22 protein-coding genes and 1 tRNA gene are annotated in these 24592 nt (G+C 41.4%); 18 read left to right on the top strand and 5 right to left on the bottom strand.

Annotated elements, in window-relative coordinates; all coding sequences use genetic code 11:
* Positions 1-19: 19 nt before the first annotated feature.
* Entirely contained in the window at positions 20-1795 is a 1776-nt protein-coding gene (gene recQ / locus CPS94_RS07010; protein ID WP_112194349.1) for a DNA helicase RecQ, read from the bottom strand.
* 126 nt (positions 1796-1921) lie between these two features.
* Here recQ and CPS94_RS07005 point away from each other — a divergent pair, with 126 nt between their 5' ends.
* From CPS94_RS07005 to CPS94_RS06980, 6 genes are all read left to right on the top strand, one after another.
* Positions 1922-4105 (top strand): Tex family protein, encoded by a 2184-nt coding sequence (locus CPS94_RS07005; RefSeq protein WP_112194351.1) that lies wholly within the window; start codon positions 1922-1924, stop codon positions 4103-4105.
* Positions 4098-4541 carry a SprT family protein gene (locus tag CPS94_RS07000; protein ID WP_112194354.1) on the top strand — a complete coding sequence of 148 codons (444 nt, stop codon included), beginning with the start codon at positions 4098-4100 and terminating at the stop codon, positions 4539-4541. The genes CPS94_RS07005 and CPS94_RS07000 overlap by 8 nt, the downstream gene beginning before the upstream one ends.
* A gap of 50 nt (positions 4542-4591) precedes the next feature.
* Positions 4592-4677 (top strand) — tRNA-Leu (locus CPS94_RS06995).
* Between the two features lie 132 nt (positions 4678-4809).
* The gene (locus CPS94_RS06990; RefSeq protein WP_112194356.1) at positions 4810-5790 is read left to right on the top strand and encodes a beta-ketoacyl-ACP synthase III; all 981 of its coding nucleotides are present in this window, start codon (positions 4810-4812) and stop codon (positions 5788-5790) included.
* Positions 5791-5972: 182 nt separating this feature from the next.
* The gene (locus tag CPS94_RS06985; RefSeq protein WP_407936380.1) at positions 5973-7181 is read left to right on the top strand and encodes a CHAP domain-containing protein; all 1209 of its coding nucleotides are present in this window, start codon (positions 5973-5975) and stop codon (positions 7179-7181) included.
* A 554-nt stretch (positions 7182-7735) separates the two neighbouring features.
* Positions 7736-8698 (top strand): IS30 family transposase, encoded by a 963-nt coding sequence (locus CPS94_RS06980; RefSeq protein ID WP_004048827.1) that lies wholly within the window; start codon positions 7736-7738, stop codon positions 8696-8698.
* Positions 8699-8719: 21 nt separating this feature from the next.
* On the opposite strand, the gene CPS94_RS06975 is transcribed toward CPS94_RS06980, so the two are convergent.
* Complete coding sequence (locus CPS94_RS06975; protein WP_112194360.1) at positions 8720-9847, bottom strand: LCP family glycopolymer transferase; 1128 nt, start codon at positions 9845-9847, stop codon at positions 8720-8722.
* A 228-nt stretch (positions 9848-10075) separates the two neighbouring features.
* Between CPS94_RS06975 and CPS94_RS06970 the strand changes: the two genes are divergently transcribed.
* The 4 genes from CPS94_RS06970 (at position 10076) to CPS94_RS06955 (ending at position 13685) form a co-directional block, all read left to right on the top strand.
* On the top strand, positions 10076-11446 hold the full coding sequence (locus CPS94_RS06970; protein WP_112194361.1) for a threonine/serine exporter family protein: 1371 nt from the start codon (positions 10076-10078) through the stop codon (positions 11444-11446).
* A 97-nt stretch (positions 11447-11543) separates the two neighbouring features.
* Complete coding sequence (locus CPS94_RS06965) at positions 11544-12215, top strand: 2,3-bisphosphoglycerate-dependent phosphoglycerate mutase (RefSeq protein WP_112194363.1); 672 nt, start codon at positions 11544-11546, stop codon at positions 12213-12215.
* Positions 12216-12297: 82 nt separating this feature from the next.
* A complete protein-coding gene (locus CPS94_RS06960) occupies positions 12298-12825 on the top strand; it encodes a helix-turn-helix domain-containing protein (protein WP_112286448.1) in 528 nt (175 codons plus the stop codon).
* Positions 12750-13685, top strand: coding sequence for an IS3 family transposase (locus CPS94_RS06955; RefSeq protein ID WP_112193146.1), 936 nt, complete (start codon positions 12750-12752; stop codon positions 13683-13685). Before CPS94_RS06960 ends, CPS94_RS06955 begins: the two co-directional genes overlap by 76 nt.
* A 50-nt stretch (positions 13686-13735) precedes the next feature.
* Here the strand turns inward: CPS94_RS06955 and CPS94_RS06950 are convergent, their stop codons facing one another.
* The 3 genes from CPS94_RS06950 to CPS94_RS06940 all read right to left on the bottom strand — a co-directional run bounded on the left by CPS94_RS06950 (position 13736) and on the right by CPS94_RS06940 (position 16205).
* Positions 13736-15070 (bottom strand): C1 family peptidase, encoded by a 1335-nt coding sequence (locus CPS94_RS06950; RefSeq protein WP_112194367.1) that lies wholly within the window; start codon positions 15068-15070, stop codon positions 13736-13738.
* A 136-nt stretch (positions 15071-15206) separates the two neighbouring features.
* Positions 15207-15893 (bottom strand): ribose-5-phosphate isomerase RpiA, encoded by a 687-nt coding sequence (rpiA, locus tag CPS94_RS06945; protein ID WP_004051776.1) that lies wholly within the window; start codon positions 15891-15893, stop codon positions 15207-15209.
* Positions 15894-15917: 24 nt separating this feature from the next.
* Positions 15918-16205, bottom strand: coding sequence for a GNAT family N-acetyltransferase (locus tag CPS94_RS06940; RefSeq protein WP_112194371.1), 288 nt, complete (start codon positions 16203-16205; stop codon positions 15918-15920).
* Positions 16206-16341: 136 nt separating this feature from the next.
* Here CPS94_RS06940 and CPS94_RS06935 point away from each other — a divergent pair, with 136 nt between their 5' ends.
* The 8 genes from CPS94_RS06935 to CPS94_RS06900 all read left to right on the top strand — a co-directional run bounded on the left by CPS94_RS06935 (position 16342) and on the right by CPS94_RS06900 (position 24590).
* Positions 16342-16878: a dCTP deaminase/dUTPase family protein gene (locus tag CPS94_RS06935; RefSeq protein ID WP_004051774.1), complete on the top strand. Its 537-nt coding sequence runs from the start codon at positions 16342-16344 to the stop codon at positions 16876-16878.
* Between the two features lie 76 nt (positions 16879-16954).
* Positions 16955-18325, top strand: coding sequence for a DNA repair protein RadA (gene radA, locus CPS94_RS06930; RefSeq protein WP_004051773.1), 1371 nt, complete (start codon positions 16955-16957; stop codon positions 18323-18325).
* Between the two features lie 18 nt (positions 18326-18343).
* Positions 18344-19453 carry a PIN/TRAM domain-containing protein gene (locus CPS94_RS06925; RefSeq protein ID WP_056960045.1) on the top strand — a complete coding sequence of 370 codons (1110 nt, stop codon included), beginning with the start codon at positions 18344-18346 and terminating at the stop codon, positions 19451-19453.
* A gap of 88 nt (positions 19454-19541) precedes the next feature.
* The gene (gene gltX / locus CPS94_RS06920) at positions 19542-21032 is read left to right on the top strand and encodes a glutamate--tRNA ligase (RefSeq protein WP_056960043.1); all 1491 of its coding nucleotides are present in this window, start codon (positions 19542-19544) and stop codon (positions 21030-21032) included.
* Between the two features lie 487 nt (positions 21033-21519).
* The gene (cysS, locus tag CPS94_RS06915; RefSeq protein WP_112286447.1) at positions 21520-22929 is read left to right on the top strand and encodes a cysteine--tRNA ligase; all 1410 of its coding nucleotides are present in this window, start codon (positions 21520-21522) and stop codon (positions 22927-22929) included.
* A 1-nt stretch (position 22930) separates the two neighbouring features.
* Positions 22931-23326 carry a Mini-ribonuclease 3 gene (locus CPS94_RS06910; RefSeq protein WP_004051767.1) on the top strand — a complete coding sequence of 132 codons (396 nt, stop codon included), beginning with the start codon at positions 22931-22933 and terminating at the stop codon, positions 23324-23326.
* Positions 23326-24066 (top strand): 23S rRNA (guanosine(2251)-2'-O)-methyltransferase RlmB, encoded by a 741-nt coding sequence (rlmB, locus tag CPS94_RS06905; RefSeq protein WP_004051765.1) that lies wholly within the window; start codon positions 23326-23328, stop codon positions 24064-24066. Before CPS94_RS06910 ends, rlmB begins: the two co-directional genes overlap by 1 nt.
* Positions 24067-24068: 2 nt before the next feature.
* Positions 24069-24590 (top strand): NYN domain-containing protein, encoded by a 522-nt coding sequence (locus tag CPS94_RS06900; RefSeq protein WP_076148975.1) that lies wholly within the window; start codon positions 24069-24071, stop codon positions 24588-24590.
* Positions 24591-24592 lie beyond the last annotated feature (2 nt).

Raw genomic sequence — 24592 nt, 5'->3', positions numbered from 1 at the left:
TTTTGTTATTTGTACGAAATTACTCGAGCTGTTTGTCATGCTTATATTCTTTGATGGCGTCTAAAAAGATCGTCCCGTATTTTTCAAGTTTACTATGCCCGACACCTTTGACTTCTAAGAATTCCATCTCATTTGACGGTAAGAGCACACACATGTCTTGTAAGGCCTGATCGGAGAAGATGACAAATGGTGGTACATGTTGGGCTTCAGCCAGCTGACGGCGCAACTTACGGAGATGTTCAAATAAGCCACTTTCCACTCGTTGTTTGCTGTTGCGCTCAGCTTTTTCGCTGCGTGCGTAAACTTTTGCTTGGTTGCGTAAGACGGCTAGCCCTGTTTGGGTCACATGGAGCGTGGGGAATTGCCCACTGCTTGTTTTGAGATAACCACTGGCAGTCAAAAAGTCGATCAAAGTTTCGATCTCTTTAGTTTTTTGGTGCATGATACCATAAGTTGAAAGCTGATCGAAATTTAATTCAAGGATCCGTTTAGCCTTAGAACCGGCTAAAACTTGGGCAACGATCTTTTTGCCAAAGCGCGATTGCATCCGCACGATACACGACATGATCATCTGAGCTTCTTTAGTGATGTCTTGTTTTTCACGGGTATCAGTACAGTTTGTACATTTTTGACAATCAGGACAATCTTGGCCGAAGTATTGGACTAAGAAGCGTTGTAAACATTCTTCGGTATTAGCGTAGCGGGTCAAGGCTTGGAGTTTTTGGTAATCAAATTCACGGTGTTGTTCGTCGGCTTGGGAATTGTCGATAAAGAAACGTTGGACTTGCAAGTCAGCATCTTTGTAAAATAAGATCGCTTCGCTTGGTAGTCCGTCACGTCCGGCGCGACCAGCTTCTTGATAATAGGCCTCTAGACTACCGGGAACTTGGGCATGGATCACAAAGCGTACGTTACTTTTATCGATCCCCATTCCAAAAGCATTGGTAGCGACCATGATGGGGGTACGATCGTAAAGAAAATCTTCTTGGCTTTCACGCCGTTGTAATTCACTTAAGCCCGCATGGTAAATGCCCGCTTTGATCCCCATTTTATTTAACATGATGCCTAACTGTTCGACTTTTTTGCGAGTCGAGGCGTAGATGATACCAGAATCATTGGGATTTTGTTTGAGATAGCTGAGAAGATAATGTTCAAAATCAGTGCCTTTGATAAGCTTGAAGGTCAAATTATCGCGGGCAAAGCTCGTTTTGACTTCATTTTCAGCGGGGATCATAAGTAATTCTTTGATATCTTGGGCAACTTGTGGGGTAGCGGTAGCGGTCAAGGCAACTAGCGTAGGAGAGACCGGCAGTTGAGCTAATAAAGCTGGTAATTTTAAATAACTGGGACGAAAATCATGGCCCCATTGAGAGATACAGTGTGCTTCATCAACTGCGACTAAAGAAACCGGTAAGGTCTGTAGTAACTCTAAGAAAAATTGATTTTCTAAGCGCTCAGGAGCGATATAGAGCAATTTTAATTCATGCCGGCGGGCTCTTGTTAAGACCGCTTTAGCAGTTTCAAATTCCTGGGAACTGTTGATAAAGGCGGCGGGGATCCCATTTTGTTGTAAACTATCGACTTGGTCTTTCATCAGTGAGATCAAAGGTGAGATGACTAAGGTCAAACCATCTTCTAAGAGTGCCGGGATCTGATAGCACAGAGATTTCCCGCCCCCAGTTGGTAAGAGTGCAAGAGTATTTTTATGTTCTAAGAGTAAGTCGATCACTTTTTTTTGGCCGGCTTTAAATTCGGTATAACCAAAGTAATGTTTAAGTGCTGCTTTCGGTGTCAAAAAATGCTGCCCCCTTAAAATAGTGTCACGTATGATTTTAGTCTTTTATTGACCGAAGCGCAAACTTGTTCATTTATCAAAAAATCACTATAATCTAGTTAAATCATAGAATGTGAGGGGAAAAATGTGGAAGCAGATTACTTACAATTAGTTGAGCAACAGTTAGCCTATCGTCCTGATCAGATCAAGCAAGTTCTAAAATTAGTTGAAGAGGGCAATACGATCCCATTTATCGCCCGTTATCGTAAAGAAGCAACGGGAAGCTTAGATGAAGTTCAATTGCGTGAGATCACCGCGACTTACCAGCAAGTTGAAAAACTTGAAAAAAGACGAGCTGATGTTACAGCTAAAATAGCTGAGCAAAAGAAATTAACACCTAAACTAGAGCAACAGTTAGCTCAAGCCAAAACATTACAACATCTCGAAGACCTTTACCTACCGTTCAAGCAAAAACGGCAGACAAAAGCTCAGATCGCACGTCAACGAGGCTTAGAAGGTCTAGCTAAATTTTTACTGACAGATAGCCCAGAAGATGTTATTAGCCAAGCTCAAAAATATGTCGATCCCAAAAAAGGGCTCAAGACGCCAAAAGAAGCTTTGGCAGGTGCGCATGAGATCTTAGCTGAAGCTTTTGGTGAGGATGCAAGTCTACGGGCTTGGGTCAGAAAGCATGCTCAAACTAAAGGAAAGTTAGTAGCAAAAGTCAAAGATGAAAGTTTAGATGAAAAGGGAATCTATCAGGACTATTATAGTTTTGAAGAAGGGCTCAAAACGATCTTAGACCATCGGATCTTGGCCCTTGACCGGGGAGAAAAGGAAAAGATCTTACAAGTCAAAGTCAAACTCGATGATGAGTATGTACTGCGCTATTTTCATGCACGGATCATCGGGCAAAAGTCAGGGCCAAGTATGCAATACGTGGAACAAGCGTATACCGATGCCTATCGCCGCTTTATCCGGCCAGCGATCGAACGCGAATTGCGTAAAGAACTAACAGCGCGGGCGGCGGCTAGTGCGATCGCAGTCTTTGGTGATAATCTTTACCACTTATTGATGCAAGCGCCTTTGAAAGGCAAGACTGTTTTAGGACTTGATCCTGCTTTTAGAACAGGGTGTAAATTAGCTATCGTTGATCCAACTGGAAAATTTTTAGCTAAAGCAGTGATCTATCCCCATGAAAAAGCTAAAGGCAAGCGCCCAGATCCTAAAAAACGAGCTCAAGCAAAGCAAATTTTGCTTGAATTACTTGAAAAATATCAAGTTGAAATGATCGCGATCGGTAATGGGACAGCGAGTCGGGAATCGGAAAGTTTTGTGGCCGAAGTTTTAAGCGAGCTAAAGCACAAGCAAGTCTATTATGTGATCGTCAACGAAGCTGGAGCATCAGTTTATTCTGCCAGTGCCCAAGCGCGTGAAGAATTTCCTGACTTTAATGTCGAAGAGCGTTCAGCGGTAAGTATTGCTCGGCGGTTACAAGATCCGTTAGCGGAATTGATCAAGATCGATCCTAAAGCGATCGGGGTCGGCCAATATCAACACGATCTGCCCGAAAAAGAATTAGATGATAAACTCCAAACGGTGATCGAAACTGGGGTCAATCAAGCCGGGGTCAATTTGAATACCGCTAGTGCCGCTTTATTGCAACATATTTCGGGACTAAATAAGACGACTGCCAAAAATATCGTCGCTTATCGGGATGAAAATGGGCGCTTTACCACGCGGACCCAGCTCAAAAAAGTTGCCCGATTAGGCCAAAAAGCCTACGAGCAAGCTGCTGGTTTCTTGCGGATCATTGGGGGAAAAAATGTTTTTGATAACACTGATATTCACCCGGAAAGCTATCCTTTAGCGAAAGCGATCTTAGCTAAAGTAAAGATCGACCCAGCTCAGATTGGGACTACTTGGGCGGAAGAAAAGTTAGCACATTTTGATGCTAAAGCTTTTGCTAAAGCCAATCAAGCGGGACTAGCCACGGTCAAAGATATCGTAGCAAGCTTAAAGAAACCGGGCCGTACCTTACGTGATTCCATGCCAGCACCACTACTAAAAGCCGATGTCTTACACTTAGAAGATCTTAAGGTAGGGATGAATTTACAGGGGACGGTGCGTAATGTGGTCGATTTTGGCGCTTTTGTAGATATTGGGGTCAAGCAAGATGGTTTAGTTCACGTCTCTAAGATGAGTCAAAAATTTATCAAACATCCAAGTCAAGTCGTCGCTGTCGGTGATATCGTTGATGTTTATGTGACGGATGTCGATCTTAAGCGTGGGCGCATCCAGTTGAGCATGTTAGCACCAGCTGATGAATGATCAACAACTTCAAGCATTAGTCGAAGAGCTCTCATTGCGGTATTTCAAACGTCCTTTTATCCACCGCGCTTACTTCAATCGACGTTTGAAAACCACTGGGGGCCGTTATTTATTGATGAGTCATGACATCGAGATCAATGAAAAGATGTTGACTAAACATGGCAAAGCTACCCTTATCGGAACGATCAAGCATGAGCTTTGTCACTACCATCTACATTTAACAGGACAGGGATATCGGCATCGTGATCAGGATTTTAAACAATTATTGCGTCAGGTCGGAGGTTTACGGTATGCCCCAGCTAGTAGTAAGAATTACCGATACACTTACTGTTGTCAAAAGTGCGGGCAAAGTTATCTACGCCAACGTCAAATCGATATCAAACGTTTTGTCTGTAGTCGCTGTCACGGAAAGTTGCGCCTTTTGAAAAAAGTCTAAAAAAATGGTTGCAGGGGTCTGGTTTGTCTGCTATAATTAACTCTGTTGTCGCGGGTATGGCGGAATTGGCAGACGCGTCAGACTAAGGATCTGGTGAGCAATTGAGCTCGTGATGGTTCGAATCCATTTACCCGCATCACTAAGCAGGGCTGTGAATATTCACAGTCCTGCTTTTTCATTTGTGGATAAAAGCTAAAGAGGTAGTTTATCCACAAAGCGATATGTTATCATAAAGCTAATGATAAATCTTTTGAAAAGAGGGCCTACTATGACAGCCGTAAAAATTACCGCAAGTGCGGGATATCTTCCTGAAAAGGTAGTGACTAATGATGAATTGAGTCAGTTGATGGATACGTCCGATGAATGGATCGTGTCCCATACTGGGATCAAAAAACGGCACTATGCGATCGCTGAAAATACGTCAGATCTAGCTACAAAGGTCGCCCAAAAGTTATTACAGCAAGCTAAGTTAGCTGCGACAAAAATCGATCTGATCATCGTATCAACGATCACCCCCGATGCTTTAACACCCGCGACAGCTGCGATCGTCCAAAAAAATATCCAAGCTAGCAATGCTTTTGCGTATGACTTATCCGCCGCATGTGCGGGCTTTATCTTTGCGCTGGCAACTGCTGAAAAATTTATCCACAGTGGGATGTATCAGCGGGCAATGGTCATCAGTGCGGAAACTAATTCCAAGATGATGGACTTTACCGATCGGACCTCAGCAGTCTTTTTTGGAGATGGTGCTGCGGGGGTGATCTTAGAAAAAAGTGCCGGCAATACAGCGTATTTAGCGGAAAAGATCGCCACCCAAGGTAACACTGAAGTTATCCACAGTGGACGGGTGGCCCCGCTACAAAAAGTGGCTGCCGATAATTATCCACAATTGGATGCATTTTACCAAGATGGACGGGCAGTTTACAATTTTGTAACAAATGACGTTAATGCTCATATCGCTGAATTTTTGGCAGATAATGGTGTCAAACCAACTGACCTTGATCTTGTGATCACGCACCAAGCTAATTTGCGGTTGATCGAAAATATCGCGCAACATTTGGCTTTGGATATCGACAAGTTTGCGATCAATGTCACGGAAGCGGGAAACACTTCATCAGTAGGGATCCCGTTAGCTTTGGCACAAGCTTTAGAGCAAGGAAAACGACCGAAAAAAGTCTTGTTGACCGGTTTTGGTGCCGGGTTAGCCTATGGTAGTATTTTGTTAGATCTAAGTGAATTTGGAAAATAAAATATAATTTGTCCCGTGGATGTAAGTGTTACAAACACGGGTTTTTTCGTATTTCTAAGTAACATACCTAGATAAATAAGTACAAATATGTAATTTAAGAGTAACATTTTTGTAATCTTACTAGTGTATACTATGAAAAGTAAATAAATCGACGAGGTATCCAAATTATGTTTTTAAAGAAAATGATCACAAGTACAGTCGCACTTAGTATGTTGGCTGTATCTGTTTTAAATACAACAACAGCAGTGAGTGCAGATGCTGTGTCTGATACTCAAAATGCGATCAATACTAATAAAAGTGAAACAGATAAATTATTAAAAGATATCGCCTCAGCAAACGCTGATAACATTAAATTACAAGAACAAATTTCTGATAACACTGAAAAGATCGAAAAATTGAAGACTGATATCGACCAATCAAATGAAAAAATCGACAAGTTAAATGGGCAGATCGAAGGTGCTAAGGTCGAAGTTGAAAAACGCACCGAAGCACTTAAGGGGCAATTAGTTGCTCTACAAAAGAAATCTGGTGATACAGTTAGTGGTAACATCTACCTTGATTTCGTGATCAACTCAGAAAACTTCTCTGACTTGGTCTCACGTACTTTTACGGTCAATAAGTTGAACCAAGCTAATAAAGAAGCTTTGAATGATGTTAAAGAAGCTAAAGATCAATATACATCATTATTGAATGAACAAGAAAAGACAAAAGCTAACTTGCAATCAGATAAATCTGAGCTTGAAACAAAGCAAAATGATTTAAAATCAATGAAAGAAAAATCAGATCAACAACAAGCTGATCTGAACAAGAAGATCGAAGATAATAAGGCTACTTTAGTTGCTTTACAATCTCAATATGAAGAAGCTGCAAATGCAGTTAAACTTGCTCAAGATAAAGCAAATGCAACTGCACAAGTTGCTGACGCTAAGAAAGAGAACAAAAATGATAATAAAGCTACTGAAAACAAAACAAGATCAGAAGACACAAGCTCTTCTAACGCTGGTAGCATCAGCCAAGGTGATGGTAGCGCACATGGTATCGTAGCAGGTAACACATATCCATGGGGTCAATGTACATGGTACGTAAAACAAGTTGCTCCTTGGGCTGGTAATAACTGGGGTAATGGTGGCCAATGGGGTTCCTCTGCAGCAGCTGCTGGCTTTAGAGTAGACCATTCACCAGCTGCGGGTTCGATCATCGTCTTCTTACCAGGTCAATCCGTTGGTGGTCAATGGACAGCTGATGGTGCTTACGGACACGTTGCTTATGTTGAATCTGTTAATGGCAACTCTGTAACGATCAGCCAAGGCGGTATGGGCTTTAGCAATCCAGCTGGTCCTAACACCCAAACTATTTCTGGTGCAGGTAGCTACATCTACATCCATCGTTAAGATAAGTTTCAAAAGCTCATTGAAGATGACAAGTTCATTTTTTCAATGAGCTTTTTTATTTTGAGAATAATAGTACTGATCCAGAATGTGTCTTACAGCATAAAAGCTTGTATGCAGATGGCTATCATTTTAAAAACATATAAAAAAGACATGCCAATTAAGGAAAGAAACTTATCAACTGATCACTAGTTAATAACGCTTCTCCAACGAAAAATGTAGAAATCCGACAAGCATCCGCGCAAAGACTTGAAACTATGAGAAATGATATTGATAAAGCTCACCACAAGGGAAGATCTCTTAGGCGAAGTTACAACACTTGAGCCGATAGCCCAAAAAGCCACGTTTAGTAAGTTCACCAGCAAATTTTAAATTTACTCCGTTTTAATACTGAAATAAACCCCCTAAGTTAGCTTCTTTTGTCCAACTTAGGGGGTACTTTAGTAATTTAGCGTGTCTTTATTATATCGCAGTTTGTAAAATTAAGTTAGAAAAATAAAAAGCCATTTGTGATAGACTTTTGAGTACCAACAAACAAAAGTAAAGGAAAATCACAAATGACCTATAATCATCTTACCATAAGCGAACTGTCCTTCATACAAAATTTTTGGAATCAAGGTGTTAAAGCCTATATTGTAGCTAAAACCTTAAAACGTAGTGCTGAAACTATTTATCGAGTATATCGTTTTTTAGATGCTGGGAATTCGATCTCTGAATACTATGAAAACTATCGGGCTAATAAATCTAAATCCGGCCGTAAACTCATCGTATTACCTAATGATGAGCTTGAGTACATCAAGGAAAAAGTTAGTCTAGGTTGGACTCCTGATACGATCATCGGACGTAATGAAAAACATATCAGTTGCTCAATGCGTACGCTTTATCGCATCTTCAAGCGTTCTAACGTTTTAGATGTGACCTCGCTCCCAATGAAAGGAAAAAGACATCCAAATGGTTACGTTGAACGCCGTGGAAAAGCTGGACGACTAGGTCGGGCTCTTTCAGAGCGGCATCAGGACTATCCCAACTACCATAATGAATTTGGACATCTTGAAGCTGATACGATCCAAGGTAAAAAACATCGTGGTGCAGTAATGACATTAGTTGAACGAAAGTCTAAGGCTGTCATCATTTTGAATACACGCCATAAGACGGATAAAGCTATCTTTGAGAAACTTGATGCTTTACTTTCTGTTACTCCTAAAGGACTCTTTAAATCGATCACTTTTGATAATGGTAAGGAATTTTCTAAGTGGAAAGATATCGCTAATAAGCATGATATCAGTACCTACTTTGCCGATGTAGGTGCTCCTAACCAACGTGCACTAAATGAACATACGAATGGATTACTTAGGAAAGACGGACTAGGAAAAGATATGAATCTCAGTGATCTCCCCACTGACTATGTCCAACAAGTAGCTAGCTATAGAAACAATATTCCACGTAAAAGTTTAAACTACAAAACCCCACTAGAAGTATTCATGAAGTACATTACAAATGAGCATGTAGTTTTTTTCTAACTTAATTTGACAATTCAGGTATTAATAAGCATAATTTCCAGTATGATCGGAAGTGCCGTCATAGTCAGGAGTATAGGTATTTGTTTTATCATCAGTGGTCTGATAAGTAGAGCCACCAGTTGGATCAGTGAGTGACGAGTCATCGTCAAAGCTCTTAGTTGAAGCATCTAAGCCAAGTTGCTTACGGATCGCATCTGAGACTTTTTTCTTTTCAGAAGCAGATGCGACTTGGTATGAAAGCCCATCTAGCAAAGTATCTTGTCCTTGTAGCACGTTAGATTCGATCGTTTGCCCAGCATCTTTGTAGCTAGTTGCGATCGTGATCATATCACCATAAGTTAGGTCGGTCTGCATGTTGCTTCCGATCGATTTAAGTAATTTTTGATAGTTAGAAACTGCAGAAACAGAAAGTGATTTATTAACGATCGCTTCGATAACTTGCTTTTGCCGTTTTTGCCGACCGTAATCGCCTTCTGGATCATCATAACGCATTCGTGAGTAGGATAAGGCTTGCTTTCCATTCATCGTTACGGTTTTGTCTTTAGTCACATCGGCATCTTCGTACTTGAAGGTAAGTAGCGGTTTGATCGTGATTCCCCCCACAGCATCAACTATCTGTGTTAAACCACGCATATTGACTAGCACGTAGTAATCGATCGGAATATCAAGTGTATCTTGGATCGTTTCGATCGCAGTTGAGACACCACCGATCGTATAGGCTGAGTTGACTTTATCATATGAATTGACCGAGTCTGGAACTTTGACTTTAGTATCGCGTGGGATACTTGTTAGCGTAGTTGTCTTAGTTTCTGGATTTAAAGTGGCGACAATGATCGTATCGGTTCGCCCAGTATCATCGCGCCCTAGATCACCTGTATCGGTCCCAAGCAGTAAGATCGAGATCGGACGCTTATCTTTTAGGACGGAGGAAACGTTGCGACTCTTAGTTATATTTGAACCGTTGTAGGTCTTGTCTAACGTATCTTTAGCTGAATTTAGAATGTGATGTATGTACGTTCCAACTCCCCAAAAAACGATCAAGGTGAGTGCCAGTAAAGTCCAACAGATGCGTTTGCGTAATTTGGGGTCACGCTTTTTGACATGCGAGGGCGAACTTTTTCTTGATCGCGGTTCATTTTCATTATTCATATATGGTGCTCCTTATTTTTATGCTCTCTTATTGAATTATACACGTTTGGACATGAAATATAAGGTTTAGGAAGGAATTTTAATTTAAATTAAGATTTAAGTCAAATATTTCTTTTCGTAAAAAGCCCGAAAATACAGGGATTTTGTGCTATAATCGGTAATGTTACATATTGTTTACAAAACCGTAAAAATAACACGGTAATTTATATTGATAGTTTGGAGGCAAAAATGGAACAGCAGAAAAATTTTAGTAAGAAAGCTACTAAAAGAAAACGTGCGCCATTATCCAAGCATCACCATATGACTATCCGATGGGACGAATTTATCGGAGATGCCGGCGATGAATTGGCAATTGATGCAAGTTTAAAGGAGCGAGCAGCGATCGTTGGACGGATCGGGATCTTGATGCTTGCCTGTGGAACTGGAGCTTGGCGCGTTAGAAATTCAATGAATAGTATTGCCCGAGTTCTAGGCTTGACCTGTACGGCTGATGTTGGGTTAGTCTCGATCGAATACACTTGTGTCGAACTTGATGAAAGTTACACCCAAACTTTGGCATTAGCGACTTCAGGGGTCAATACGAGTAAGTTGACTGATCTTGAGTGGTTTGTGCGCGAATTTGAACGCCACGGCCGGCAGATGACGATCTCAGATATCCATTATTTGATCGATCAGATCCGAGCTAAATCAGGCTTATATAAACCGCCTGTTTTAGGTTTAGCAGCTGCCCTTGCTTGCAGTGCTTTTGTTTTTTTGCTCGGTGGTGGTTTGATCGAAATGATCTGTGCCTTTATAGGGGCGGGCTTTGGTAATTATGTGCGCGCTAAGATGAATCAGCACAAGATCACATTATTTGCAGGGATCTTCGTCAGTGTGGCGGTAGCCTGTTTGATGTATATGGTCTCTTTTCGGGGACTCGAAGCATTATTTTTGGTTTCTAGTCGACACGAAGCAGGCTATATAGGGGCGATGCTATTTGTGATCCCAGGTTTTCCATTTATCACGAGTGGATTAGATATCGCTAAACTTGATATGCGTTCAGGATTGGAACGCATGGCACATGCCTTGACGATCATCATCGTTGCTACTATGGTCGGCTGGTTGACTGCGATGAGCATCAACTTCAAGCCTGAAGATTTTATCCCCTTACAACTGACTTCTTGGCAGTTGCTTGCTTTAAGGTTACCAGCTAGTTTTTGTGGTGTCTTTGGCTTTTCTTTGATGTTCAATAGCTCACCTAAACTAGCTTCAACAGCAGGAGTTATCGGTGCTTTGGCAAATACGTTACGTTTGGAATTGGTCGATTTTACCAATGTTCCCCCTGTAGCCGCCGCGTTTGTTGGCGCCTTGTTGGCGGGGTTATTGGCTTCGATCTTAGGGAGAAAAGCCGGTTACCCCCGCATTTCTTTGACAGTACCTGCGATCGTGATCATGGTTCCTGGGCTTTATATGTATCGGGCGGTGTACAACATTGGTTTAAATTCTATCAGTGTGGGGGCATATTGGTTGACCCAAGCAACATTGATCGTCTTGGCTTTACCTTTGGGCTTGATCGCAGCTCGGATCTTGACGGATCCAAAATGGCGGTATAGTGATTGATATTTTAATAAAAAAGAAGCGACAGACCTTTTTTGACGCTTCTTTTTTCGTTATAGTAGTAGAAGTAAGAGCAATTGGAAAGGAAACGAAACGACGGATGACAAAGTTAGTATTGATCCGGCACGGCCAAAGTTTAGCTAATCAAGAAAATGAATATACTGGCTGGTCGGATTCGCCTTTGACCGCTCAGGGTATCAGAGAAGCTAAAATAGCTGGTGAAAAATTACGTCAAACAGGGATCGTGTTTGAGCACGTACATACATCAGTTTTGCAACGTGCGATCAAAACAGCCGATATCGTGTTAGCTGAGTTAGGGCAAGAGTATTTACCGCTCATCAAAACTTGGCGGTTAAATGAACGACATTATGGCGCATTGCGGGGACTAAATAAAGACTATACCCGTAAACTTTATGGTAAAAAGCAAGTGGCTTTGTGGCGCCGGTCATTTGAAGCCGTCCCACCTTTGTTGGAAAAACCACAAAGCGATCGCCGTTATCAAAAGTATCCTAAAACGATCGTTCCACGAGCCGAGAGCTTAAAACAGGCTTCAGCTCGGATCATCCCTTACTGGGTCGATCAGGTCGCTCCAAAAGTACTGCAAGGAAAAGCGCAGTTGATCGTAGCTCATGGTAGTACTTTACGGGCGTTGATCAAATACTTAGAAGCGATCTCAGATACAGGGATCGATGGGGTCGAAGTTGCTAATGCAGCGCCGATCATCTATGAATTAGACGAGAAATTACAGATCATCTCTAAAACAACATTATAAAAAAATCTCACTGAAGTTATCAAACCTCAGTGAAGTGAACCCCCTAAGTTGGACAAAGGAATCTAACTTAGGGGGTTTTACTATGACTAAATTTTCTTTTGAGGATAAGTTGCAGGCTGTAAATATGTATCTAAGAGGCTATGGAAGTAACACAGTAGCTAAAGTTTATAAAGTGAAGAATCACTCAAATATCCTTATGTGGGTCAAACGATATCAAAAATATGGTATTGATGGGTTAAAAGTTCGCCGCCCTAAATACGATTACGATGGAAATTTTAAGCTCAACGTTTTAAACTGGAGAAAAAGGCATAAGGCTTCCTATCCGGAAACAGCACTTCAGTTTGATATAAGTAATCCTGGGACGATCGCGACTTGGCAACGTAAATTGGATACTAAAGGTGTTGATGTCTTATTTACTAGAAGAGGACGGGCTAAACACATGACGACCAACAATAATAAACAAGCAGAAAAATCAGAATTATCTGAATTAGAACGTTTACGAGCTGAGAATCGTGCTTTACGGGTTGAAAATGAATACTTAAAAAAACTCGATGCCTTGGTTCAGAAGCGCGGACATCGCAAGAAAAATATCAAATCATCCAAGAATTAAGGCAAAAATTTAAATATACATTGGATGAAATACTACCTTACACTAGTCTTAAACGTAGTACATTTTACTATCAAGCCCAACGAATAAACAGGCGAAAAAATAAAGATGAGGAGCTATTAAAGCTTATAAAGGAGGTCAAATCAAAGCACCCGTGTTTTGGTTATCGTACAGTAACACTGAAATTACGATCTCAAGGCATAAAAGTAAATCATAAGCGTGTTAGTCGCATCATGCGAGAAAATGATCTATCAGCGCATATGTATAATAAACAAAGGCGAAAATATAATTCTGCCCTTGGACCACAAGGTAAGAAAGCTAAGAACTTATTACATCGACGTTTTGATACACATTTACCATTTCAAAAAATGGTGACCGACGTAAGTGAATTTAGGTATGGAAATAAGACACAAGAAGAACGTGTCTATCTTTCACCTATCAAAGATCTATGTACAGATGAAATAGTAAGCTATAGTATCAGTAAGCATCCAACAACAGACTTCGTGGTAAAACCGTTGGATGCATTGATAAAACTTAGACCTAAATTAAACTATCGTATGACTCTCCATAGCGATCAAGGTGTCCAATATCAGAGTGTCCAATGGCGAAAGAAGCTAAAAGAAAATAGGATCTTTCAAAGCATGTCTCGTAGGGCAACGTGCTTAGATAATGCACCCATGGAAAGTTTTTTCCACACAATGAAAGTAGAGCTATATCACAATAAAGAATATACAACACAAGAAGAGTTGGTCAAAGCAATGATCAGCTGGATCAGCTATTACAATAACGAACGGATAAAGGTCAAACTAAAAGGCAAGACACCGGTAGAATACCGACATCTTGCCTTAAGAAATATAGTCTAAATAGAGTGTCCAACTTTATGGGTTCACTTCAAGTGAGATTTTTTATGATGTCAAGCTAACGAACCCATAGGATCCCAAGGTGCTAGGACTTTAGGTTCTTCTTTTAGAACTTCTTTTAATTCATCAGGTAAGAAGTTCTTGTTGATAACGATCTGGTAGCAGTATTCATTCATCCAGTCATCTGTCATCACAAAGAAGCCCTTTGTCCCGACTTTATCACCCCAAGAGTTTTCAACTTTCCATTTCGTAGGTTGCCCGTCAAGAAGATCGACCCCGGTCAAGACCATGGCATGTGTCATCAAGCTTTCGCCGTAATCTAAGCGTTCTGCTTTTGACATTGAAAGATCAACATCAAAGAGTTGATCGCGGTGATAGAGTTCAGTATCCATGATCCCTTGTTTGCGGTCAGAAGCTTGGCCAACATCACACCCAAACCAAACGCTTTCGCCCGCTTCTAATTGCTTGATAGCTAATTTTTTGAAGGTGTCCATATCAACGTTTAGATGTCGAACTTCACGCCCACCAACGACATTGCCTAACATATCAACTGTATACATGTGGTTGAAAGGCTTATCATCTGTTGGGCCGTTGATCACGGAGATGTAATCCTTGGTTTCCCAACCGAGATATTTATCGAAGAATTCTTTTGGTGTCAAGTTACGATCAAGGTGATAATTGTTAGCTTGATCACGATATTCAAAATCAAATGTTGCCGGTGGTTCACCAAAGCTGTAAGCTGCCATGCGATAAACTTCAGCTAACATTTTTTCTTTTTTGGCTTCGATCTGAGCTTTGGTTGCCTTATTTTGAACTAATTCGCGCAACAAAACGGCATCTTTACGCAATTTAAGGTTCAAAAGTGAGTTGAATTCACTTGAAGCTGAGGAGTTGTGGGTCTCTGGCATAGCCGACTTAGGCACAACGCCATATTTTTCGATCAAGCCCATGATCATATCCCATTGTCCACCATCTTGTTGTGGAGTTGCTAACAACCATGAAACTTTCCGGTCAGAAGTTGGGAAGTCAGCTGTTTGTAAGATGTTTTCATAAAAATAATTTGCTTTTTCGAGTTTATCCCAGAAGAATGTAAAGTTTTGTGATAACTCAAACTCATCTGGTAGATTTAAGCGATTGCGTAGATCGTGACGCAAAGTATTCAAGGCTGCAAACATCCAGCAACGCCCGGATCGTTTTTGGTCAGCGACCTTACCTGTATCAAGATCGATCGAGAAAACAGGTGTTGTGTTTACTTTTGCACGATAGTCACAGCTGGAAGCTAAGATCCCATTTTGGGTCACAGTCCGTTCAAGAACACGGTGATCATTACGTTTTTCAAGTAAATTTTTAAAATTTTTGAGTTGTGCAGTGCTGATTGATTTAGTCACTGAAAATCATCCCCCTTTAATGAACTACTAATAGTGTAGTCCTCTTTTAGCTATAAGTAAATAATGAATTAGTTTTAAATTATTAAATCTATTTTTTTAAATATTAGTCTATGGTGATAAAAGTTACAAGTTTTGGCTAATTACGAGCATGTAAGACTACAGGCCCAACTTGTTTGCCGACGATCACATCGTTTACCATGTCTAAGAAAAGACCGTGTTCAACGACTCCGACTTGGTGGATGAGATATTCGGCTAAAGCATGTGGATCATCGATCTGTTCGAGGTGAAGATCGATGATGTAATTATCTGAGTCGGTCAATAAGAGACTACCATTTTCTTGTTTGCGGAAAGTGGGATTTAAGCCCTTAGCGGCAAAACGGTCAAATAATTTCTGGCTACCATATGGGATGACCTCAACTGGTAATGGGAAAGCGCCTAATTTATCGACCATCTTGCTTTCATCCACGATCCAGAGAACTTTAGTGGAGTTGACGGCAACGATCTTTTCAAATAAAAGAGCAGCGCCACCACCCTTGATACCTTGAAAATCGCTTGAGATCTCATCGGCACCGTCGATCACGATATCGATATGATCAGCCTCATCGACTGAGATCAAAGGAATGCCTAACGCTTCAGCCTGTTTAGCCGTAACACTTGAAGTAGTTACGCCAGTTATTTGGAGATCTTCTTCAGCGATCCGGCGTCCCAAAGCATCGACCATATAGCGGACTGTCGAGCCGGTACCTAAGCCGACGATCATCCCATTTTTGACCCATTCAACTGATTTTTCGCCTACCAGACGTTTTAGTTCATTTTGATTCATGTAAAAGACCCTTTCAGATTTAACTTATTTATTTTGCTTGAATAATAAGTGTTCAAGTTCAGGATTGGCTGCAAAATATTTTTGCGTGTAAGAGCACAGAGGCAGGATCGTCTTATTTTGCGCCTTTGCGTGCTCTAAAAAGAAGACGGTCATCTTTTTTGCAAGTCCTTGGCCGCGTGCTTGTTCAGCGACAAAAGTACGTTCGATAACATAAGTTTGGTCATCATTGATCATTTTAAAGCCAATATTACCGAGCATTTCTTGCTGCTCGTTTTGACAAATTAGCTGGTCGTCTTGCCAGATGAAATCCATATCTATCACCCCAAATTAAATAATTATCAGCGGTAAAAAACATAACATTAAATAATGTGAAATGCTGTTTGCCTTCAAAATTAATGGTATCATAAATATAGTACTGACAACTACTAAAATGAATGGGGTTTGAGAAATGAAAAGAGGATTTGAGATCGTTTCAAAATATCAAGGTGAGGACTTGACGTTGCCAGTTAGAGCAACACAAAATGCAGCGGGCTATGATTTTTGTGCCGCTAAAGATTTTGTCTTGCCAAGTATTTGGAAGCGTAACTTTTTGCAGATCTTACATGCATTACGTAAACAAAAAGAGCACACAGCTAAAGAGTTAGTAGCTGCTAATAAGGTCTTAAAACCATACCTTGTACCGACGGGGATCAAGGCTTATATGCAACCGGATGAGTTCTTGATGCTGGCTAACCGTTCTAGCAATCCGCTAAAACACGGCTTGATCTTACCAAATGGGGTCGGGATCGTTGATGCTGATTATTATGGAAATGATAATAATGAAGGTGAGATCTTTTTCCAATTGGTCAATTTTGGGCTAACGGACAAAGTGATCAAAAAAGGTGAAAGATTAGGCCAAGGCATCTTTTTACCATACCTTTTGGCTGATGATGAAGCCACGCCTCTAGCTAAGAGAACCGGTGGTTTTGGCTCATCAGGACGTTAGGAATTTAAAGATATCTTATAAAATTTTTTAATAATTTTCGGGTATACTTATATTTTATAAGTAGAGGGGGGCAATTATGGCAAAAGTCAAAACTAGATATGTATGTCAAAATTGTGGCTATGTATCACCACGTTATTTGGGGCGGTGTCCTAACTGTAGCGAATGGAACACTTTAGTTGAAGAAGTTGAACAAAAAAGTGCAGCGGTTAAAGCTACCCCACGCGTTACTTTGACAGGAACAACGAATGCCCCACAAAAGATCGATACGATCAAGATCTCACAAACACCTAGAGTCGATACGAAAAATGGTGAATTGAATCGGGTCTTAGGTGGGGGCGTTGTTCCTGGTTCAATGGTCTTGATCGGGGGCGATCCTGGGATCGGTAAATCAACGTTACTTTTACAAGTTTCGGGAAGTTTATCAGATCAAGGGGGAAAGTTGCTCTACGTTTCGGGTGAAGAAAGTGCAAACCAGATCAAGATGCGGGCCCAACGCTTGGGAGTCTCAGGCAGTGAATTTTACCTTTACCCTGAGACCGATATGGGCAGTATTTTACAAAATATCGAAGACTTAAAACCAGACTATGTCATCATTGACTCAGTTCAAACGATGCAGATGCCAGAAGTTACTTCGGCGGTCGGAAGTGTGGCGCAGATCCGCGAGGTGACTGCTGCTTTGATGCAAGTTGCTAAGACCAATGGGATCACGATCTTTATCGTTGGTCATGTGACCAAAGGTGGCGCGATCGCTGGGCCCAAGATCTTAGAGCATATGGTCGATACGGTGTTGTACTTTGAAGGTGACATGCATCGCACCTACCGGATCTTACGTGCAGTCAAAAATCGTTTTGGTTCGACCAATGAGATCGGCGTGTTTGAGATGCGAGATGGCGGGCTAGTTGAAGTTCCTAATCCATCTGAGATCTTCTTAGAAGAGCGTTTAAGTGGTGCGACCGGTTCGGCTGTCGTGGTCTCAATGGAAGGAACACGGCCGATCTTAGCAGAGATCCAAGCTTTAGTCACTCCAACAGCCTTTGGCAACGCTAAGCGGACCACGACAGGACTAGATCACAATCGGGTCTCGTTGATCATGGCAGTGCTCGAAAAGCGGGCGGGGCTACTTTTACAAAATCAAGATGCTTACTTAAAAGCCGCTGGGGGCGTTAAATTAGATGAACCAGCGATCGATCTAGCGATCGCGATGAGTTTGGTATCGAGTTATCGTGACCAACAGACCGCACCAGATGACTGTTTTATTGGTGAATTAGGTTTGACCGGTGAGATCAGACGGGTGACTCGGATCGACCAAAGAATAGCTGAAGCAGCTAAATTAGGCTTTAAACGGGTCTTTATCCCCCAAAATAATTTAAATGGTCTGGAATTGCCAACTAATATCGATGTAGTTGGCGTTAAGACGATCAGTGAAGCTTTACGGCATGTTTTTTAAGAAAGGGGTCATTAATACATGCGCAAACGAATAATCCAATTGATCTTTGCGTTCCTTGGTATCGGGGCGGGGTATTCCTTTTTACCCGGTCTGTGGAACCTATTAAATATCCAATTACAAGTTTTATATAATCCGATCGTAAATATGTTTATCGGGTTAATTTTAATGATGCTATGCTCATTTATTTTAGCGGAACCACTTGAAGGTGCGCTAAAAAAAGTCGAAGAGACACTGGCTAAACAAAAGACCGAAGCGATCATTTCTGAGAGTATTGCAATTATTGTATCACTTGTGATCGCAGTCTTGATCTCAACGCTTTTCTGGCAATCACCACTGTTCTTTATCAATACGATCTTGCCAGTGATCGTGATGATCTTATTTGCCTATCTCGGCTGGTTCGTAGGCCGGACGCGTTTGGGGGATCTGCCTAAGTTATTTTCGGCACGGTCTAAGAAAAAAGAAGTCGAAGAAAATAATGTTTTAGAACGTAAAGTAGGCGACAATTTCTATAAATATAAATTGTTAGATACTAACATTTTGATCGATGGACGGATCTATGATCTCGCCAAGACTGGCTTTTTAGAAGGGACCTTAGTCGTACCTAACTTTGTCTTATATGAATTGCAATATATCGCTGATTCAGGTGATAGTATCAAACGTGTTCGCGGGCGCCGTGGGCTGGATATTTTGAATAAGTTGCAAAATGAAAATATCGTACCAGTTGAGATGTATGAAGGCGATTTTGATGACATCCAAGAAGTTGATTCAAAATTGATCAAGCTCGCTAAGATGTTAGATGCAGTGATCGTAACTAATGACTATAATTTGAATAAAGTCAGCGAATTTCAAAATGTGAAGGTCTTAAACGTCAATGCTTTGGCTAAATCCCTCAAGCCTCGAGTGATCCCTGGTGAACGCTTGAACGTCATGGTGATCAAGAACGGGACTGAGCGGCAACAAGGGGTCGCTTATCTTGATGATGGCACGATGATCGTGGTTGAAGATGGACGTTATTACATGAATAAGACGCTCGAAGTTGAAGTTACTTCAGCGATCCAGACCGATGCGGGGCGGATGATTTTTGCGAAACCCTATCATTCTAAGAAGAAGTTACGGGAAAAAAACTAAGGAATTAGCCTAGAGTAGTTTATTTTTTACCTTATTCATTGTAAAATTGTAGGGTATGTAAAGTAATAACAAGAAAGAGGCGCTTAAATTGGCAAAAGATAAGATTCGCGTTCGTTATGCACCAAGTCCAACGGGGCATTTGCATATCGGTAATGCACGAACCGCGTTATTTAACTATTTATTTGCACGTCACAATAAAGGGACATTCGTTTTACGAATTGAAGATACGGATACTAAACGTAATATTGCAGACGGCGAAAAAAGCCAGCTCGACAACCTTAAATGGTTAGGGATCGACTGGGATGAAGGTCCAGATAAACCAGGTAAATATGGTCCTTACCGTCAATCTGAACGTAAAGATATCTACCAACCATTGATCCAAGAATTATTGGACAAGGGTCTAGCGTATGAATCTTATATGACAGAAGAAGAATTACAAGCGCAACGTGAAGAACAAAAAGCTAACGGTGAAGCACCACGTTATATCTACGAATACGAAGGTATGACAGCTGATCAGATCAAGGCTTCACAAGAAGAAGCTAAAGCAAAAGGCTTAAAACCAGTTATCCGGATCCGTTTACCACATGATAAGGTCTACGAATGGGATGATATCGTTAAAGGTAAAGTTAGCTTCAATTCCGACACTATCGGGGGCGACTTTGTGATCCAAAAACGCGATGGGATGCCAACTTACAATTTTGCGGTAGTTGTAGATGATCATTTGATGAACATCACACACGTTTTACGTGGGGATGATCACGTGGCTAACACACCAAAACAATTGGCGGTTTACGATGCTTTTGGCTGGGAAGCGCCAGTCTTTGGGCATATGTCACTTATCATCAACTCCGAAACAGGTAAGAAGCTTTCCAAGCGTGATGAATCTGTCTTGCAATTTATCGAACAATATCGTTCATTAGGTTACTTGCCAGAAGCAATGTTTAACTTCATCACCCTGCTTGGCTGGTCTCCAGTGGGTGAATCTGAGATCTTCTCACAAAAAGACTTTGTCAAGATGTTTGATCCAAAACGTTTAAGTAAATCACCAGCAGCTTTTGATGGTAAGAAACTTGAATGGATCAACAACCAATATGTCAAATCAGCTGATAGCGATGAGATCACAGATTCATCTTTGAAGCAATTGATCAAAGCAGGCAAGATCAAAGCAGATCCAGATACGCTGAAGATCCAATGGGTCCGCCAATTAGTTAACTTGTATAAGCGTCAAATGTCTTATACGGGTCAATTAGCTGAAATGGCTGAGATCTTCTTCACTGAACCACCAATGCTAGATGAAGAAGCTAAAGCCGAATTAGCAGATGAGTCAGCAACGATCGTGCTAGAAGAATTTGCTAAGCAAGCAAAGCAATTACCGATTTTTGATGCTGTCTCGATCCAAAACATGATCCGTCAGATCCAAAAAGATACTGGTGTGCGTGGGCGTAAGCTTTACATGCCTATCCGGATCGCAACGACGCGTGAAATGCACGGACCAGAATTAGCTCCTTCGATCGAGCTTTTAGGTCGCCAAAAAGTTTTGGAACATTTGGATAAGACTTTAGCTGAAATGAAAGCTTAGAATATAATAACAAGCTGCGATAAAAAGACATTAGTCTGCGCAAAGGCAGCTTAATCAGGGCTGTGACAAAAGTTGCAGCCCTTTTGTTTACATCCTTTGCGCCTAATAACGTGTTACGCAAGTTTAAGGCTAGTGAATAACTGCGCTTTAAGCCAGATGCAAAAAGCGCATCAGCCTTAAAGCGCAGTTATTCATACGCCTTAACCCAACTTGCTCCACACTCAAGATAACGTGTTGCGCAAGTTTAAGGCTAGTGAATAACAGTGCTTCAAGTCAGATACAAAAAGCGCATCAGCCTTAAAGCGCAGTTATTCATACGCCTTAACCCAACTTGCTCCACACTCAAGATAACGTGTTGCGCAAGTTTAAGGCTAGTGAATAACAGTGCTTCAAGTCAGATGCAAAAAGCGCATCAGCCTTAAAGCGCAGTTGTTCATACGCCTTAGCCCAACTTGCTCCACACTCAAGATAAAAGGGGGTTTACAAGATGATCCAGATCTATAATACTTTAACAAAAGAAAAAGAAGCATTTGAACCGCTTGTTGCAGGTAAAGTCAGCATGTATGTCTGCGGGCCAACTGTCTATAATTATATTCATATCGGTAATGCCCGCTCAGCGATCGCTTTTGATACTGTTCGACGCTACCTTGAATATCGAGGATATGAAGTAAATTATGTTTCTAACTTTACCGATGTTGATGATAAGATCATCAAAGCTAGTCAAGAAACGGGGCTGTCGGTTCAAGAAGTAACAACTAAATTTATTGCGGCTTTTTATGAAGATATTGCTGCATTGAACATCAAAAAGGCAAGCAAAAATCCGCGAGTCATGGAAAATATGCCAGAGATAATCGATTTTATCGCTACTTTAGTGGATAAAGGCTATGCCTATGAGACGCAAGGTGACGTCTATTATCGTGCCCGCAAATTTAAAGACTACGGAAAACTTTCGGGTCAATCGATCGATGCCTTAGAACAAGGGGCCAGTGAACGTGTCCAAGCAAGTGATCAAGGCAAAAAAGAAGATCCATTAGATTTTGCCCTTTGGAAGAGTGCTAAGCCTGGGGAGATCGCCTGGGATTCTCCTTGGGGCAAAGGGCGTCCCGGGTGGCATATCGAATGTTCCGTGATGGCTGGTAAATATCTCGGTAAGACGATCGATATTCACGCTGGCGGTCAAGACCTGGAATTTCCCCACCATGAAAATGAGATCGCTCAAAGTGAGGCTAAAAATGGTCAAAAATTTGCCAACTATTGGATGCACAATGGCTTTGTGACGATCGGTCAAGACGATGAAAAGATGAGTAAGTCACTAGGCAATTTCGTAACAGTCCATGAATTAGTCAAAAAACTCGATCCACAGATCGTCCGCTTTTTGATGGCAACGACACAATACCGCCATCCGATCCGCTATAGCCAAGCTAATTTAGATGATGCTAAGACTAACTTGAACAAACTAAAGACAGCGGCGCAAAATGTGCGCTATCGCTTGGAAGATGCTGGGGAGGGTGCGCTCGAAACTTGGGTCCAAACCAAGGTCGAAGCATTAGTGGCGAAATTCAAAGTAGCGATGGATGATGACTTCAATACGCAAAATGGGATCACGGTGGTCTATGAATTAGCACGTGAATTAAATGTTTATGCAGCTAGAGAAGAGGTCAACCGTGCAACTTTGGAATATCTTTTACAAAATTTTGCAACTTTAGTCGAAATTTTTGGGATCGAATTTGAAAATGAAGAGCTCGGTGATGAAAAAATCGAAGCATTGATCAAAAAACGTGATGAAGCACGAGCAAACCGTGATTTTGCCACAAGTGATGAGATCAGAGATACTTTGAAAGATCAAGGTATCATTTTAGAAGATACCCCACAAGGGACACGATGGAAGAGAGGCTAAAATGGCAGATTACAAACAAGTAAATGGGATCGCACTTGCTTATATGGGAGATGCGATCTATGAAGTCTATATCAGAAAGCATTTATTAGATGAAGGGATGACCAAACCAACACGTTTGCATCATCGCGCAACGCATTATGTGTCGGCTAAAGCCCAAGCAATGCTCATCAAGAAAATGGAAGAACAAGAACTGTTGACCCCAGAAGAACAAGAGTATTTCCGCCGCGGGAGAAATGCGAAGAGTTATACTTCGGCTAAGAACACTTCCGTTGTGACTTATCGGATCTCGACTGGTTTTGAAGCTTTGTTTGGTTATCTTTATCTAAGTGGACAGACAAAGCGTCTAGATGAATTAGCAGCTTGGTGTATCAAAACAGTTGAAGCGGAGGGGAAATAATGGCAACAAATGAAGATTTTGTGATCGGACGCCACCCAGCTGTGGCAGCTTTGAAGAGCAAACAAGCGGTCAATAAAGTATTTTTGCAAGCAGGTTTAAAAGCTGATGCCTTAAAAGAAGTGGCTAGTTTGGCCAAGAAAAAAGGTGTGATCGTCAACCAAGTTCCAAAAGCTAAGTTAGATCTATTAGCTGATGGCCAAAACCACCAAGGAGTCGTATTGGCGGTAGCGGCTTATGAATATGCGAGTTTAGATGATCTATTTGCTAAAGCCCAAGCTAAAGCTGAAGATCCATTTTTCATCATCTTAGATGGTATCGAAGACCCGCATAATTTAGGATCGATCATGCGAACGGCTGATGCTGCGGGAGTACATGGGATCATTATTCCTAAGCGACGCGCTGTGCAATTGACTTCGACAGTAGCCAAGACCTCAACTGGTGCGATCGAATATGTGCCAGTATGTCGCGTGACTAATCTCGTGCAAACGGTCGAAGAGCTTAAAAAACGTGGTGTTTGGGTCTTTGGAACTGATATGCATGGGACTGATTTTAGAAAGTGGAGTGCCAAGGGGCCGACTGCTTTGGTGATCGGCAATGAAGGTAAAGGGATCGCACCATTACTTAAGAAAAATTGTGATGAGATGTTGACGATCCCAATGGTCGGACATGTTCAAAGTTTAAATGCTAGTGTTGCCGCAAGTCTTTTGATCTACCAAGGCTTTACTTCACGGGGCAACTAACGATGAAGAAGCGAATTTTGATCGTTGATGCCTACAATATGATCGGGCATTGGCCAGAATTAGAGAAGTTAAAAAAGGCCGATCGTTTAGAAGAAGCCCGTGATAAACTATTATATATTCTCTCAGATTATTATAAGCAAAGTAATGCAGAGATCATCGTAGTTTTTGATGCGATGTATGTGCCAGGATTATCAAAAAGTTATGAACAGTACGGTCTGCAAGTTGTTTGGACTGATGAAGGTCAAACAGCTGATAGTTATATTGAAGCTTTAGCTGGAAAATTACAGACACGTTTGACCCAAGTAGAAGTTGCGACCAGCGATGGGGCTGAACAGTGGACGATCTTTTCCCAAGGTGCTTTGCGCAAGCCCGCTTGGGAATTGTACCAAGATATAAAACGCGCCAAGCGTGAAGTGCACGTGGCCGCAAGACAATATCAAGATCAAGCGTTAGTTAGACGCTCGCCGTTTAGTGATGAGCAGTTGGATGCTTTAGCTAAGTTGCGTGATGATCTTTCTAAATAAGC

Origin of the sequence: Ligilactobacillus murinus, assembly GCF_003288115.1 — a bacterium.
GTDB classification, from domain to species: Bacteria; Bacillota; Bacilli; order Lactobacillales; family Lactobacillaceae; genus Ligilactobacillus; species Ligilactobacillus murinus.
The sequence above is the reverse complement of the archived record's forward strand: the minus strand, read 5'-3'. Positions and strand labels throughout refer to the sequence as shown.

Coding starts and splice junctions, on each gene's coding strand:
- CPS94_RS07000 (WP_112194354.1), top strand. CDS start 4,098: ATGAATGATCAACAACTTCAAGCATTAGTCGAAGAGCTCTCATTGCGG.
- CPS94_RS06990 (WP_112194356.1), top strand. CDS start 4,810: ATGACAGCCGTAAAAATTACCGCAAGTGCGGGATATCTTCCTGAAAAG.
- CPS94_RS06985 (WP_407936380.1), top strand. CDS start 5,973: ATGATCACAAGTACAGTCGCACTTAGTATGTTGGCTGTATCTGTTTTA.
- CPS94_RS06980 (WP_004048827.1), top strand. CDS start 7,736: ATGACCTATAATCATCTTACCATAAGCGAACTGTCCTTCATACAAAAT.
- CPS94_RS06975 (WP_112194360.1), bottom strand. CDS start 9,847: ATGAATAATGAAAATGAACCGCGATCAAGAAAAAGTTCGCCCTCGCAT.
- CPS94_RS06970 (WP_112194361.1), top strand. CDS start 10,076: ATGGAACAGCAGAAAAATTTTAGTAAGAAAGCTACTAAAAGAAAACGT.
- CPS94_RS06965 (WP_112194363.1), top strand. CDS start 11,544: ATGACAAAGTTAGTATTGATCCGGCACGGCCAAAGTTTAGCTAATCAA.
- CPS94_RS06960 (WP_112286448.1), top strand. CDS start 12,298: ATGACTAAATTTTCTTTTGAGGATAAGTTGCAGGCTGTAAATATGTAT.
- rpiA (WP_004051776.1), bottom strand. CDS start 15,893: ATGAATCAAAATGAACTAAAACGTCTGGTAGGCGAAAAATCAGTTGAA.
- CPS94_RS06940 (WP_112194371.1), bottom strand. CDS start 16,205: ATGGATTTCATCTGGCAAGACGACCAGCTAATTTGTCAAAACGAGCAG.
- CPS94_RS06935 (WP_004051774.1), top strand. CDS start 16,342: ATGAAAAGAGGATTTGAGATCGTTTCAAAATATCAAGGTGAGGACTTG.
- radA (WP_004051773.1), top strand. CDS start 16,955: ATGGCAAAAGTCAAAACTAGATATGTATGTCAAAATTGTGGCTATGTA.
- CPS94_RS06925 (WP_056960045.1), top strand. CDS start 18,344: ATGCGCAAACGAATAATCCAATTGATCTTTGCGTTCCTTGGTATCGGG.
- cysS (WP_112286447.1), top strand. CDS start 21,520: ATGATCCAGATCTATAATACTTTAACAAAAGAAAAAGAAGCATTTGAA.
- CPS94_RS06910 (WP_004051767.1), top strand. CDS start 22,931: ATGGCAGATTACAAACAAGTAAATGGGATCGCACTTGCTTATATGGGA.
- rlmB (WP_004051765.1), top strand. CDS start 23,326: ATGGCAACAAATGAAGATTTTGTGATCGGACGCCACCCAGCTGTGGCA.
- CPS94_RS06900 (WP_076148975.1), top strand. CDS start 24,069: ATGAAGAAGCGAATTTTGATCGTTGATGCCTACAATATGATCGGGCAT.